Annotated in this window: 14 protein-coding genes and 1 pseudogene; 8 read left to right on the forward strand and 7 right to left on the reverse strand. The window is 62.9% G+C overall.

Translation table 11 applies throughout. The features are described from left to right. The first annotated feature begins 100 nt into the window (after nt 1-100). From VF34_RS14495 to VF34_RS14515, 5 genes and pseudogenes are all read left to right on the forward strand, one after another. Nucleotides 101-2,380 (forward strand): SulP family inorganic anion transporter, encoded by a 2,280-nt coding sequence (locus VF34_RS14495; protein WP_045841561.1) that lies wholly within the window; start codon nt 101-103, stop codon nt 2,378-2,380. Between the two features lie 523 nt (nt 2,381-2,903). Further along, complete coding sequence (gene dnaB / locus VF34_RS14500; RefSeq protein ID WP_027495083.1) at nt 2,904-4,298, forward strand: replicative DNA helicase; 1,395 nt, start codon at nt 2,904-2,906, stop codon at nt 4,296-4,298. A gap of 114 nt (nt 4,299-4,412) precedes the next feature. After that, nucleotides 4,413-5,150: a DUF3800 domain-containing protein gene (locus VF34_RS14505; RefSeq protein WP_231578226.1), complete on the forward strand. Its 738-nt coding sequence runs from the start codon at nt 4,413-4,415 to the stop codon at nt 5,148-5,150. A 186-nt stretch (nt 5,151-5,336) separates the two neighbouring features. Continuing rightward, nucleotides 5,337-5,648, forward strand: a pseudogene (locus VF34_RS24705) (DnaB-like helicase C-terminal domain-containing protein); the annotation flags it as partial. 89 nt (nt 5,649-5,737) lie between these two features. Beyond that, nucleotides 5,738-5,995, forward strand: coding sequence for a DUF3297 family protein (locus tag VF34_RS14515; RefSeq protein WP_032367678.1), 258 nt, complete (start codon nt 5,738-5,740; stop codon nt 5,993-5,995). A gap of 46 nt (nt 5,996-6,041) precedes the next feature. Here the strand turns inward: VF34_RS14515 and VF34_RS14520 are convergent, their stop codons facing one another. From VF34_RS14520 to VF34_RS14545, 6 genes are all read right to left on the reverse strand, one after another. Beyond that, a complete protein-coding gene (locus tag VF34_RS14520) occupies nt 6,042-8,222 on the reverse strand; it encodes a heavy metal translocating P-type ATPase (protein WP_045841563.1) in 2,181 nt (726 codons plus the stop codon). An 18-nt stretch (nt 8,223-8,240) separates the two neighbouring features. Further along, nucleotides 8,241-8,525, reverse strand: coding sequence for a DUF1490 family protein (locus VF34_RS14525; RefSeq protein WP_032373443.1), 285 nt, complete (start codon nt 8,523-8,525; stop codon nt 8,241-8,243). Between the two features lie 107 nt (nt 8,526-8,632). Continuing rightward, entirely contained in the window at nt 8,633-9,106 is a 474-nt protein-coding gene (locus tag VF34_RS14530; RefSeq protein ID WP_045841564.1) for a GNAT family N-acetyltransferase, read from the reverse strand. Nucleotides 9,107-9,120: 14 nt separating this feature from the next. Next, the gene (locus VF34_RS14535) at nt 9,121-9,462 is read right to left on the reverse strand and encodes a hypothetical protein (RefSeq protein ID WP_032389413.1); all 342 of its coding nucleotides are present in this window, start codon (nt 9,460-9,462) and stop codon (nt 9,121-9,123) included. Next, nucleotides 9,459-9,881: a VOC family protein gene (locus VF34_RS14540; protein WP_045841565.1), complete on the reverse strand. Its 423-nt coding sequence runs from the start codon at nt 9,879-9,881 to the stop codon at nt 9,459-9,461. Before VF34_RS14540 ends, VF34_RS14535 begins: the two co-directional genes overlap by 4 nt. 29 nt (nt 9,882-9,910) lie before the next feature. Then, nucleotides 9,911-10,843: a helix-turn-helix transcriptional regulator gene (locus VF34_RS14545; RefSeq protein WP_045841566.1), complete on the reverse strand. Its 933-nt coding sequence runs from the start codon at nt 10,841-10,843 to the stop codon at nt 9,911-9,913. A 103-nt stretch (nt 10,844-10,946) separates the two neighbouring features. Here VF34_RS14545 and VF34_RS14550 point away from each other — a divergent pair, with 103 nt between their 5' ends. The 3 genes from VF34_RS14550 to VF34_RS14560 are packed head-to-tail and all read left to right on the forward strand — an operon-like array spanning nt 10,947 to nt 13,180. Next, a complete protein-coding gene (locus tag VF34_RS14550; RefSeq protein WP_045841567.1) occupies nt 10,947-11,540 on the forward strand; it encodes a TIGR03086 family metal-binding protein in 594 nt (197 codons plus the stop codon). Between the two features lie 47 nt (nt 11,541-11,587). Continuing rightward, nucleotides 11,588-12,268 carry a thiamine pyrophosphate-dependent enzyme gene (locus VF34_RS14555; RefSeq protein ID WP_045841568.1) on the forward strand — a complete coding sequence of 227 codons (681 nt, stop codon included), beginning with the start codon at nt 11,588-11,590 and terminating at the stop codon, nt 12,266-12,268. Next, nucleotides 12,269-13,180, forward strand: coding sequence for a transketolase family protein (locus tag VF34_RS14560; protein WP_045841569.1), 912 nt, complete (start codon nt 12,269-12,271; stop codon nt 13,178-13,180). Here VF34_RS14560 and VF34_RS14565 read toward each other — a convergent pair whose 3' ends face one another. Next, entirely contained in the window at nt 13,181-13,642 is a 462-nt protein-coding gene (locus tag VF34_RS14565) for a DUF6194 family protein (protein WP_045841570.1), read from the reverse strand.

Here is a 13,642-nt window from a genome sequence, read left to right on the forward strand (position 1 = left end):
CCACCTTCGGCCGAGGTTTGCGTACCCTTTACTTGGGGGCGACATTCCAAGCCGGAACACGATCGACCGACCTGACGCCTAGACGCCCGGAGGAACTGCCGTGACAACGACAGCAGAGCACGATTCAGAACCCAGTCCGAAGACCCGATCCGAGCCGCCGTCTCGGGTCGGGTCGATAATCAAGTACGACCTACCGGCCTCGCTGGTCGTTTTCCTTGTGGCAGTGCCACTTTCGATCGGTATCGCTGTCGCCTCCGGCGCTCCCATCATGGCCGGCCTCATCGCCGCTGTGGTCGGCGGCATTCTCGCCGGTATTCTCGGCGGATCGCCGTTGCAGGTCAGTGGTCCGGCTGCGGGTCTGACTGTGGTGGTCGCCGAGTTGGTCAACCAATTCGGTTGGGCCACAACATGTGCCATCACGGTGTTGGCCGGCCTCGTCCAGGTTCTACTGGGCATGAGCCGCATTGCTCGTAGTGCACTTGCCATTTCGCCGGTGGTCGTTCACGCGATGCTCGCCGGCATCGGTATAACCATTGCGCTGCAACAGATTCACGTGCTGCTCGGTGGAGAATCCGAAAGCTCCGCGGTGCAGAACCTCCTCGCCATTCCGCGTTCCGTGGCCGACGGCCAATGGCCGTCCATCGTCGTCGGCGGCATCGTCGTCGTGCTGATGTTCTCGTGGCCGCGACTGGCCGGCGTGTCCAGTGTGCTGGCCAAGGTCTCCAAAGTGCCTGCGGCACTGGTTGCAGTGGTCACCGCAACCGCGGTCTCGATCTTCTTCTCGCTCGACGTCGAGCGAATCGAATTGCCGGGCAACCTCATCCAGTCTCTGAGCTTCCCGATCATGCCCGACGGTCAGTGGGGTGCATTCGCCACCGGTGTCATCACCATCGCGCTGATCGCCAGCGTCGAGAGCCTGCTGTCCGCTGTGGCCGTCGACAAGATGCACAGCGGTGAGCGCACCAACTTCGACCGCGAATTGATGGCGCAGGGTGCGGGCAACATGGCCTCCGGTGCCATCGGTGGCCTGCCGATCACCGGCGTCATCGTGCGTAGCGCGACCAACGTCAAGGTCGGTGCCAAGTCTCGTGCGTCGGCGATTCTGCACGGCGTGTGGATCCTGATCTTCTCGGTGCTGTTCATCTCGATCGTCGAGCTCGTACCCTTCGCGGCGCTCGCCGGGTTGCTCGTGATGATCGGTGTGCAGCTCATCAAACTGGCCGACATCAAGATCGCGAACAAGACCGGTGACATCGCTGTCTACGCAGTCACGGTGCTGGGTGTCGTCGCGCTCAACCTGCTCGAGGGAGTGCTGATCGGCCTGGCGCTCTCGATCATCCTGGTTCTGCGACGCGTGGTGCTGGCGAAGATTCGGGCCGAGGAAACGGTCGACGGAACCTGGCGGGTGACTATGGAGGGCTCGCTGAGCTTCCTCGCGCTGCCGCGACTGACTCGTGTGTTGGCCACGGTGCCCGCAGGCACGTCTGTCACCGTCCATCTCGGAGTCGATTTCCTCGACCATGCTGTGCACGACGCGTTGAACGAGTGGGTCCGCCAACACGAAACGACCGGTGGTTCCGTGCGCGTCGAGGAGGTGGGCACGGCGTCGATGGCTGCGGCCACCGAAGGGCCACCGCGGCGCGGATCTGCCACGGTGCGCAGCTCGTTGGCACCGTGGCGGGCGTGGCAGCTCAAGAGCGACGACACGCAGGAGGATTCGCCTGCCGCTCTGCGTCCGGTGTTGAGCGGAGTGGCCGAATACCACCGCACTCATGCCCCCAACATTCGTCCGCACCTGGAAGGACTGACCGAGTCTCAGGACCCGGACACGCTGTTCCTCTGCTGCGTCGACTCACGCGTCATGCCGAACACGATCACCAGCAGCGGCCCCGGTGACCTGTTCACCGTGCGCAACGTCGGCAACATGATCCCCACCCAAGGTCAGGATTGTTCGGTGGAGGCAGCTCTTGCCTTCGGCGTCGACGAAGTGGGTACGTCGTCGGTTGTGGTGTGTGGCCATTCCGGTTGTGGTGCCATGAAGGCGATTCTCGGCGGGGCGGAGAACGCCGCCGACCCGTCGGTGGCCGAGTGGCTCGGGCACGGAAGAGCCAGCCTGGAGGCGTTCCGCAGTGGGCACGCGGTGGGCCGTCAAGCGGCGGAGTTGGGCTTCGGCGAGGCCGACCAGCTCGCGATGGTCAATGTCGCGGTGCAGCTGCAGACGTTGACCCGTCACCGGGTGGTGGGACGCGCGAACGCGGAGGGTCGTCTGCGGATCACCGGTCTCTTCTTCGACATCCCGTCGGCCCGGGTGCTGCAGATCGGTACGAAGGAGATCACTGTTCTCGACCCGGCGCTGTGCCCGCAGAAGGCCGATCTCTGACGGTCTGTTCGAGCGAAGTACGAGGGCCCGATTCCCGACGGGGATCGGGCCCTTCGGCTCGAAAACCAGCATTAAGACTTTTTCGGTGCCAATTTCCAGCCGGTGTGACGTACTTCACCACGGAGTTCACTCGGCATTTACTCAACACGCCCGAGTTGTCAATTCGGCCGACACGCCGCCCCCAGAACGATGCACAGGCAAAAAACTTTATGTACACGCCTTGACGTGCGGGAATGGTGCAAAGTCCAAAAGTTATACCCAGGTTATCCCCAGACGGTCAACACCGTTGTTCAACCTCGTCCACATTTCATCCACAGATCCATCCACAGCCTGTGTTGTGACTCCTGGCGATACCGCTTAACGTCCCTCCAGCGTCTCTCTCGATGCCGTCGAACGGTGCCGGGGCAGCGCGGATCCGGTACCGAACAGGACCTGTCGGTGCCCGGGGGTAGAACTTGCTTGACCGCACGTCCGGGTGTTATCCGGCCGTGCTCGGACTATGGGGAGAGGACGGCCGGTTCGCGTGGCAGTTGTGGACGATCGAGGACAGTCCGACTACTCCGGCTCCTCCTCCAGCGAAGGTCCGGGCGAAGACTTCGGGCGACAGCCGCCACAGGACATGGCCGCCGAACAGTCCGTGTTGGGCGGCATGCTGCTGAGCAAGGATGCCATCGCCGACGTGCTCGAGGTGCTCCGTCCGGGCGACTTCTACCGGCCGGCACACCAGAACGTCTACGACGCCATTCTCGACCTCTACAGCCGCGGTGAGCCTGCCGACCCGGTGACCGTCTCGGCCGAGCTGGATCGCCGCGGCGAGCTCAAGCGCATCGGCGGCCCGCCGTACCTGATCACGCTGACTCAGACGACGCCCACCGCCGCCAACGCCGGGTACTACGCCGAGATCGTGGCGGAGAAGTCCATTCTCCGGCGGCTCGTGCAAGCCGGTACCCGCATCGTGCAGTTCGGTTACGCCGGAGCCGACGGTCAGGACGTCGCCGAGGTCGTCGACCGCGCACAGGCAGAGGTGTACGAGGTCACCGAGCGACGTACCTCCGAGGACTTCCTCCCCCTCGAAGAGCTGCTGCAGCCCACGATGGACGAAATCGACTCCATCGCCAGCCGCGGCGGCATCTCCCTCGGCGTGCCGACGGGATTCGCCGAACTCGACGAGATCACCAACGGCCTTCACCCTGGTCAGATGATTATCGTCGCGGCGAGGCCTGGCGTTGGTAAGTCTACCCTAAGTATGGATTTCATGCGTTCGTGCTCCATCAAGCACGGCATGCCCAGTGTCATCTTCTCTCTGGAGATGAGTCGCACCGAGATCGTCATGCGTCTGCTGTCCGCAGAGGCGAAGATCAAGCTCGGCGACATGCGTTCAGGAAAGATGACCGACGACGACTGGACCAAGCTGGCCCGTCGAATGAGCGAGATCAGCGAAGCACCGCTCTTCGTCGACGATTCACCCAACCTGACGATGATGGAAATTCGAGCCAAGGCGCGACGCCTCAAGCAGCGCAACGGCCTGAAACTCATTGTGGTGGACTACCTTCAGCTGATGTCGTCCGGCAAGAAGGTCGAGTCGCGTCAGCAGGAGGTCTCGGACTTCTCCCGTCAGCTCAAGCTGTTGGCCAAGGAACTCGAATGCCCGGTGGTCGCGGTCTGCCAGCTCAACCGTGGTCCCGAGCAGCGAACCGACAAGAAGCCGATGGTCTCGGACCTCCGTGAGTCCGGCTCACTCGAGCAGGACGCCGACATGGTGATTCTGTTGCACCGGCCCGACGCCATCGAGCGCGACGACCCCCGCGGCGGTGAGGCCGACCTGATCCTCGGCAAGCACCGTAACGGTCCGACGGCGACAATCACTGTGGCGCACCAGCTGCACCTGTCCCGATTCGTGGACATGGCGCGGGGCTAAGGCGATGTTCTTTTGGGCTGAGCGCGTTCGTACGTGCATTCAGGTCGTTGCTGTTCGTCCGACTGCCATTTGACTGCCTTGACGCAACTTTCGGATCAGTTTGTCGGACCACGCTTGGAGTTCGCATACATCGACGAGTCCGGTGACACCGGCATGGGTACTGGCGGTTCAACGACGTTCACGCTCGGATGTGTCTTAGTTCCAGCCGACGATTGGACGACAAGGCTAGATCGTGTGATCGAAATGCGACGGGCCGTGCGCGATTTGTACCAGATTCCGATGAGGCAGGAAGCGAAGGCGAACCATATTGTCGGGGTGAAAAAGGTCTACCGCGATCTCGGTCTAGGAGATGGGCAAATGCGCGACCTGTACCAGCGGCATTTTAGAACTCTGGTCGCCGTGTCGTCCGGAGTCTTCGCAATCTCGATTCGCAAGGACCTCGTGCAGAAGCGTGACCTCGACGTATTCGATAGATCTTGGACGTATCTATTGGAACGATTGCGTAAGCGTAGTGATTCGAGCGGCGTTCCGATCGTGATCGTCCACGACATCGGTCAGAACGACGAGGTGCGAAAGTTGGTTCGCCGGTTTCGGCGCATTACATGGTCCGCAGTAGGCGACCGAGTCAATGCGCGTCACATCATCGAGGATTCTGTGCCTAGGGATTCGCAGCAGTCCTATTTCATACAGCTCGCGGACCTGGTTGCCTACGCTGCTTCCGTAAAAGTGCTTCCCCGCAACGGACGAACGGCGAAGATCTGCAACGACGAGATGTGGGACCTGCTTGCGCCGATTCATGTCAACAAAGTCTCGCAGCGAGGCGACGGAATCTACTTGTTTCCGCCGAAATGAAGAGGGGCCTCCTCTCGGAGGCCCCTTGACGGCTAACCTACCTCGGCCATGCGGCCGGCTCAGCTAGCAACTTCAGGACACCATGCTGGAGCCAAATTAGTCAAGCGGTGGCGTCACGGAAGTTCCGGAACGAGGGGTGCAGCTCAACCTGCTACGTCAGCGACGTGCAAGGCTTACGGACCGACTTTCTCCCGTCAGCTCAAGCTGTTGGCCAAGGAACTCGAATGCCCGGTGGTCGCGGTCTGCCAGCTCAACCGTGGTCCCGAGCAGCGAACCGACAAGAAGCCGATGGTCTCGGACCTCCGTGAGTCCGGCTCACTCGAGCAGGACGCCGACATGGTGATTCTGCTGCACCGGCCCGACGCCATCGAGCGCGACGACCCCCGCGGCGGCGAGGCCGACCTGATCCTCGGCAAGCACCGTAACGGCCCGACGGCGACAATCACTGTGGCGCACCAGCTGCACCTGTCCCGATTCGTGGACATGGCACGGGGCTAGGGACAGCGGCGCTGGTCCAACGTTAGGTCGCGTATTCTTCATGGGGTTCAGACCCCAGCACCCAACGCAGCACATCGACGAAAGTAATCATGCCCGAGGACCAGAACACAGACGTTCCACCGAACCATCTCTCGATCGATCCGAGCAGCCGCTTCTACAACGAAGAGGTTCTTCGCCGCGACGTGGGCATTCGCTTCAACGGCGTCGAGAAGACGAGCATTCGCGAATACAACGTGTCCGAGGGTTGGGTGCGTGTCGAGGTCCCGACCGCGAAGGATCGCTACGGAAACCCCATGCTCGTCAAGCTCAAGGGCACGGTCGAACCGTACTTCCGCGACGCAAAGTAGCGAAGTAGGTACCGGACACCTCGCCCTGGCGTTCGGTACCTACTGATCAGAGTCGGTATCGGATCAATCGCGAACTGTTGCCGACCACCGCGACCGACGAGGCGTTGTGCAGGATTGCCGCCAGCACCGGGGACAGCGCACCACCGGCGCTGACCGCCAAGCCGAGAGCGTTGACGGCGATGGACATTCCGTAGTTCTGACGGATGACCGACACCGAGTGCCGGCCGAGGTCACGTACGTCGAGCAGACGCGACAAGTCGTCGCTTGCCAGTGCCACGTCCGCGGTCTCGACGGCAACGTCGGTGCCCGCCAATCCCATTGCGATTCCGATATCGGCGACGGCCAACGCAGGAGCATCGTTGGTGCCGTCACCGACCATCGCCACGACGTAGCCTGCGTCCTGCAGTTCTCGGACGGCTTCGAGCTTTTCGTCGGGCATCACTTCGGCACGCCACTCGGTGATACCGAGTTCCGCGGCGACCGCCGCTGCCGTCTTCGGGTGGTCGCCGGTGAGCATGATGATGCGTTCGACACCGTCGGCACGGAGTGCGTTCAGAACGGTGGATGCGTTGGTACGGACTTCGTCGCGGAGACTGATCAAGCCGACGAGTACGCCGTCGACGGCCAACAGCAGCGGAGTCTCGGCCTCGTCCTGCAGCCGCGAAACCCATTGCTGCGCATCCTCGGACACCGCGACGTCCTCGCTGCGGAGGAGAGATGGACTGCCCAGGAGCAGCGTCCGTCCGTCTGCGACCGTCCGCATGCCGAGCCCGACGATCACCTCGCACTCCTCGTGCGGAGGGATGACGATGTGCCGTTCCTCCGTACTCCGAATGACTGCCTCTGCCAGAGGATGTCGAGAGTGGATCTCGGAACTCGCTGCGTAGGCCAGCACCTGCTCCGGTTCCCAATCATCCTGGAACGACACGACATTGGTCACCACGGGGCGTCCCACCGTCAGGGTTCCGGTCTTGTCGAACACAAAGGCGTCGACCCTGCCGGCCTGTTCGAGGTGAGATCCGCCCTTGATGAGAATGCCTCTGCGAGCACCGTTTCCGATGGCTGCGCTGATGGCGGTCGGCGTGGACAACCCCACCGCGCACGGGCACGCCACGAGCAGCATCGTCATGGCACGTCGTACATCGCGGGTGACGACGAGGGTCAGCGCCGACAGGATGAAGGACGCAGGGACGAAGCGTCGTGAAAAGTTCTCTCCCACAGTCTGAATCGGCGCACGGTCCTCCTGTGCCTCCTCGACGCGAGAAATGATGCGGCCGATCGTGGTGTCGCGACCGACGGCGGATGCGCGCACGACGAGGCGGCCACGGACGACGACGGATCCCGCATGAATACGGTCTCCGGCGACGATCGATACCGGCAAGGTCTCGCCGGTGATCGCGGACTGATCCACCACTGCGTCACCGTCGACCACGGTGCCGTCGACGGGAACGCCCACGTGGTCGTGGACGACGACCTCGTCGCCGATCTCGAGTCGATCGACGTCGACGGAGATCTCGGAGCCGTCGGGCAGCCTGATCCAGGCGGTGTCCTGTGTGCCGGTCAGCAGATCGGAGATCGCGCGTCGAGTTCGCTTGAGGGTCAATTCCTGCAGGTACTCGCCGATGTTCAGGAGCCACAGCACGGTGAGGGCGACGACGTTCTCGCGCAGCACGAGGCTGGCCACGGTTGCGGCGCTGACGAGTGCGTCGGTTCCTGCGGTCCTGTTGCCGGCCAGCGAGCGCACGGCTCCCTTGAGGAACGGGTAGCCGGTGAAGATCGTTGCGCCGGTGGCAACGAGACGGCTGGTGGGGCCGAGGATGGGCGGCCGACGGAACGCGTAGCGGCGAAGACCGAGAAGGACCAGTGCCGCGCCGCCGATGGTCATCCGCAGCACGTCGCCGCTGGTGACGTCAGCTGAGCGCGGACTACGGACCGGTACCAGGGCCCAATTCGTCGAGCGCCCCGCATTCACCGCGTCGAAGAGTTCGGCCCTGTCGATTCGTGTGCGGGAGTACCAGATGACGACCGACGCCGTCCGCGGGTACGCATGAACGGCGCGCACTCCGCGGATCTTGTCCACGTGGTCCTCGACCGCAACGGCACGGCCCGGGCTCGAGCGGAGCCAGTCGACGCGGAGGCGCATACGGCCGGCGGCGTCTGAGAGGATCTCGATGCCGTCTGCCTGCGTCGCGTCGATGTCGAGGGGGCGTTGGGCGAGGGTCGTCATAATCGGAAGCAGTCCCGGTCAGTGCGCGTGGCCGTGGCCTGCATCGGAGGCCGTGGGCGGCGGAACCTCTTCACCTATCCGGTCCCGGGCCTCGGCGACGACGTCGGACACGGCCAGTCGGGCCGATTCCGCGTGAACCTCGGCCTTGCGCGCTGCGCGTAAACCGAGCTCAGTGGCCGATACCGCAGCCTTGCGGACGGGGGCCTTCTCGTACAGCTTCTTGGCACCGTTGTATGCGGCGACGCCGACTGCACCCGTCACGACCGTCGATACTGCCTTCGCGACGATGATCGGAAACGCCATGATTGAACTCCTCGGGATCGATCCGGACCGCTGTTATTGGCAATCGTATTCGTTTTCTCGGGCTGTGGCGATTCCTGGACGTTTCGGACTTCTTCTACGACAACCGATCATTCGAGTTCGAGTTCGTAGTACAGGGCCTTGGGGCCGCTTCCGCGTCCCTCGTGGCAGTCGAATCCGCGCTTCTCGTACACGTGTCGAGCTGCCTCGTCGTCCTCCGAGGTGTTCAGATCGAGGTAGGTCGCGCCACGGCTGCGGACGTGCTCGATGACGTCGTCGAGAAACGTCGTGCCGTAGCCCTTTCCGCGCTGGCTGGGCTGAACGTAGAACTCGGGAAGGTAAGCCTCGATGTTCGAGCTCCACGTTCCGATGCGAAATCGAAGGACCGCCACCCCGATCGCGGGAGACCCGAACGTCAGCACGCTGGTATCACCGGACTGCACCAGTCGATCGAGATGCGTTGCAAGCCAATTCGGTTCGGGTGCAGGGTCGTCGTATTCGCGATTGAAGTCGACCAGCAGTGTTGCGGCCTCGTCGAAGCCGTCCCGGTCACGAACTACGTGTGTACCGTCCATGTCCATCATCGCCCGTTCCTTCGTCAGAGTTCAGGTCGAACCAGGTTCTTCGCGTCGCCCAAGCCGAGACCGGGATGCAGTTCACGCAGCGAGCGAATGGCCTTGACGGTGCGCCCGTGTTCGTCGACAACGGCGTCGACGTCCTCGGCGGGTACGGACTCGGGGATGATCTTTTGTACGGTGCAGACAGGCGCGGGACGCCAATACCGGTACAGGAACCAGGGCACGGCCATGGCCAGTAGAGCCAGCTTGATCCAGGTCCAGATGGACGGCTCGGTCAGCACGTCGGAAATGACCAGGAAGGAGATGCACGTCAGCCAGATGACCAACAGATATCGAGTCCACGGTCGCTGACGGGCGTTCATCGGTCCATCGTGTCATCGCAGCCCTGTTCGGACAATGCGTCAGCGTCGCCGTCGTCCCAGACCTCCGTGGTGATGCAGAAGGGATGACCGGCCGGGTCCAGCAGCACCCTCCATCGGAGATCGGGCTGGTCGAGCGCTTCCGTCGCGCCGCAGTCCAGTGCGTATGCGACGGCTTCGGAGAGACGTCCGCCGGCGTCCAAGTCGAGGTGCACGATCGCCGCCGAGGGCCAGACGGGTGGTCGATAATTCTCGACTTTCTGCGCGACGATGCGAACACCGGACATCGTTTGTACTGCGGCACTGTCGTCGTTGTCCCACAGCACCTCGCCTCCAAGGAGCGCCAGGTAGAACTGTGCAAGTTCTCCTGGGTCTACGCAGTCGACGGATGTCCCTGCGACAGCGAGATGTGAAATCGGCATGTCAGGAGAATACGGACGTGCTGGATTCCTCACCTGTACAGTTCGTAGGTCTCGAATGCCCGAGCAGCTAGTTCCTCCCGAAATGCTTTGGGCTGCAGAACTTCTACGCCGGGTCCGCAGTTCCACAGTGCACCGAGGGCGTGATTGTGTCCGGAGAACACGATCACTACCAGTCGCTTTCCGTCGTTCCGGATCTTCTCGTCAATGACTCGTACTACGTTCTTGGACAACGAAAGCCACGCTGATTCCTCGACTGTGCAGGTGATTTCGGTCTCGACCAAACTCGCACGGAACGACTTCCAGTGTGCGGTGAAGGCGGCCTCCAGGTCCACGGTGGAAGCGCGGTGAGCCTGCTCGTCGAGCACGGTCAGTTCGTCGATCCGCGATACCCGGTAGACACGTTCGGTGCCCTCACGCCCGGCGAGTAGGTACCAATGATCGCCGGCGTAGACGAGCCCGATGGGGTCAAGAATTCGATCGTTCATCGAACCGCTGCGATCGCGATACGTGATTCTTATCCGCACACCGTCTATGACGACCCGTTGGAGTTCCACCAGATGTTCTTCCGGTTCGTGGGGATACGCGAAACCGTCGGGCCGGACCAGGATTCGTTGTGACGCAGTGTTTGCCGCCGCTCGGTGAGCGTCGGGTATCGCTGCGATCACCTTGCGCATGGCGCTTGCGAACGCTGGGGTGGCGACGCGTCCCGCGCCGGAAGCGAGCAATGCCGTCGCCTCGGCGGCCGTCAGACCGGTCAGCTCGGTGCGATAGCCCTGCAGCAGACTGATGCCACCACCGCGACCGCGATCGGTGTAGACCGGAATGCCCGTCGAAGACAACGCTTCGATGTCGCGCAACACGGTGCGCGTGGATACTTCGAGCTGGGCGGCGATGTCGGCAGCGTTCAGTCTGCCCCGATGTTGGAGCAGCATGACGATGGACAACAACCGGTCTGCGCGCACCCGAAAAGTCTCTCACCAAAACATGACAGAAGATGTCATGTTCACCCGATCTACTTCTACCCAGCAGGCCACACCCGGTGGCCGCGAAACGGAAGGATCGACAATGAACACCATCGAGACCACGCAGCAGACGGATCCGCGCGAGGTGTACTTCACGTCCGCCGCATGGGTGAGCGGTCTGCTCACAGGCGTGCGCGCCGACCAACTGGACCTTCCCACTCCGTGCGACGAGTTCGATGTCCGGACGCTGGCAGGCCATCTCGTTGCGACGGTCCGAAGGCTGATTGCGATCGCCGAACTCGGGAGTCCGGACTCTGTGTCGCCCTTGTGCTCCGATCATGACGCCGCATCCTTCGACACGTCGGTGACGCAAGCCCGTGCCGCGTGGGCAGACGATGCATTGCTCGATGCCCCGGTCGCGGTCCCGTGGGGTGAAGTACCGGGGCGATCGGCTGTGTGGGGATATGCGCGGGAGTTACTGGTGCACGGATGGGATCTTGCCGTTGCGACAGGACAACCGGCCCACGCCGACCCGGCTCTCGTCGATCCGGTCGCCGTGGAACTTCGAGCACTGCTGCCGGCGGAGAGTCGGATTCCAGGAGTCCCCTTCGGGCCCATCGTGGAACCCCGTTCCGAGGCAGGGCCGTTGGAACGCCTGGCGAACTTCGCGGGACGGTCGTCGGACGGCTGGGTGTAGTACGTCGCTCTTGACCTCGAGTGCACTCGAGGTTGCAGGGTGGTCCCATGCAGATGACTTTCGAAGAGTTGCCTCAACTCATGACGCTGATGACCGGCGACGAAAAGCACGGTGCGAGCGCCACATCCACGCTGGACGTGCTGTGGGTGCTGTACTCCGACATTCTTCGTCTCGACGCGGCACAGCCCGACGATCCCGATCGCGACAGGTTCTACCTCTCCAAGGGGCACGGCCCGATGGCGTACTACGCAGTACTCGCTGCACGGGGCTTTCTGACGCCGAACGAGCTTGCGTCGTTCGGCAGCTACCACTCACCGCTGGGCAATCATCCGGACCGCACGCTGATTCCCGGGGTCGACATCGGATCGGGATCACTCGGTCATGGTCTGGCGCTGGCAGCCGGAACTGCTGTGGCGCTGCAGATTCAGCGAAGCCAGGCTCAGGTGTTCGTACTGATCGGTGACGCCGAGCTCGACGAGGGCAGCAACATGGAAGCCATCCAATTCGCCGGCCGATCGCAGCTGGCCAATCTGACGACCGTGGTGATCGACAACGATTCGGCTGGTCTGGGTTGGCCCGGCGGCATCGCGTCGCGCTTCGCCGTCGAGGGGTGGTCGACCTCCGACGTCGACGGGAGGGACCACAGTGCGCTCCGGCGGGCGTTTCGCATCGATCACGGCGACCGGCCTCACGTAGTGGTCGCCCACGTGGAGGAGAAGGAGAACTGAATGACGTCGACGATGAAGAGGACCGCGGATCAACGCGAGTCCTTCTACCGACTGCTGCCGGAGTTGTTGGTGCAGGACGAGCGAGTCGTGCTGGTACTGGCCGAGATCGGCGCCGCCTATCTCGAACCGCACATCACTCCTGACATCCGATCGCGTGTGGTCAACGTGGGTATTCGAGAGCAGGCGATGATCGGTGTCGCAGGCGGTATGTCGCTCGCCGGAATGCGTCCGATCGTGCACACCTTTCCACCGTTTCTGATCGAGCGACCCTTCGAGCAGGTGAAACTCGATCTGGGACATCAGGATGTCGGCGCGATCCTGGTGAGCTCGGGCGGCTCCTACGGGTGGCCGCAAGGCGGTGAGACGCACTTCGGCCAACGCGATGTCGCACTGCTGGACACCCTGGACGGGTGGACGGTGCACGTGCCCGGGCACGTCGACGAGGTCGAATGGATGCTGCGCGGTGCCGCTGCATCCGACGACCGCGTTTACATCAGGCTTGACGGCGTCTCGAACGATCACTCGTACGGTCGACCCGGAGGTTCGATGACCGTTCTGCAACAGGGTAATTCGGGCACTGTGATCTCGGTCGGTCCGATGACGGACCGGGTCCTGGCCGCGGCCCGTGGACGTGACGTCACCGTGCTGCACGCGTCGACGATCAGGCCCTTCGACGGTACGACTCTTCGAGAAACGCTGACTGCGCCGGACATCATGATCGTCGAGCCCTATCTCGCGGGAACCTCTGTGCCGCAGATCGATCGAGCGGTGGCGGACATCCGGCATCGGGTGCTGGGGATCGGGGTGGAGCCTGGAGAGCGTAGGAAGTACGGAACGGTGGCCCAACACGACCGAGCCAACGGCCTCGACATCGAAGGACTATCCCGATCGATGGACGACTTCTTCGAGTGATCAGTGTCGGCGGCGCTCGTACCTGTCCTTGGTGACGCTGTACGCAGATTCGAGGAGTTCCCCGATCTGCGATTCGGTCTGCGAAGACGGGTTGACCACCGACAACCAGCCCGCAGTGCCGTACTGAGGGTGGGCGGCAAGGGTGTCGTCGGTATCGGCCTGGGGTGCGTGGGCTGCTTCGCGTGGGGGCACTCCCAATAGCCGCTCGAACTCCTGCTTTCCTGCAATGACATTGACACGGAACGCGTCGGGCCGGTCCAGGCGGGACAACTCGTCTCCCGGATAGTTCTTCGTCACGATGGTCGCGAACGGCTGGGTGGACGACGAAACAGCTCCGTCCGGCGAGTAGTAGAAGAACACATCGCCCCATGCGAGTTCCGGAGTCCCATCACCCTCCCGAGGCAGCTGCGCCAACGTGCCGTCGAAGCTGCCGACCAGATTCACGATGTCATCGAGTGTCAT

Origin of the sequence: Rhodococcus sp. PML026 (genome assembly GCF_000963615.1) — a bacterium.
GTDB lineage: Bacteria > Actinomycetota > Actinomycetes > Mycobacteriales > Mycobacteriaceae > Rhodococcoides > Rhodococcoides fascians.

What these genes read in the sequence shown, in the direction of transcription:
- VF34_RS14530 (WP_045841564.1), bottom strand. Translation starts at nt 9,106, where the DNA reads ATGATGGACATGGACGGTACACACGTAGTTCGTGACCGGGACGGCTTC.
- VF34_RS14520 (WP_045841563.1), bottom strand. Translation starts at nt 8,222, where the DNA reads ATGACGACCCTCGCCCAACGCCCCCTCGACATCGACGCGACGCAGGCA.
- VF34_RS14515 (WP_032367678.1), top strand. Translation starts at nt 5,738, where the DNA reads ATGCCCGAGGACCAGAACACAGACGTTCCACCGAACCATCTCTCGATC.
- VF34_RS14560 (WP_045841569.1), top strand. Translation starts at nt 12,269, where the DNA reads ATGACGTCGACGATGAAGAGGACCGCGGATCAACGCGAGTCCTTCTAC.
- VF34_RS14555 (WP_045841568.1), top strand. Translation starts at nt 11,588, where the DNA reads ATGCAGATGACTTTCGAAGAGTTGCCTCAACTCATGACGCTGATGACC.
- VF34_RS14525 (WP_032373443.1), bottom strand. Translation starts at nt 8,525, where the DNA reads ATGGCGTTTCCGATCATCGTCGCGAAGGCAGTATCGACGGTCGTGACG.
- VF34_RS14540 (WP_045841565.1), bottom strand. Translation starts at nt 9,881, where the DNA reads ATGCCGATTTCACATCTCGCTGTCGCAGGGACATCCGTCGACTGCGTA.
- VF34_RS14565 (WP_045841570.1), bottom strand. Translation starts at nt 13,642, where the DNA reads ATGACACTCGATGACATCGTGAATCTGGTCGGCAGCTTCGACGGCACG.
- VF34_RS14550 (WP_045841567.1), top strand. Translation starts at nt 10,947, where the DNA reads ATGAACACCATCGAGACCACGCAGCAGACGGATCCGCGCGAGGTGTAC.
- VF34_RS14535 (WP_032389413.1), bottom strand. Translation starts at nt 9,462, where the DNA reads ATGAACGCCCGTCAGCGACCGTGGACTCGATATCTGTTGGTCATCTGG.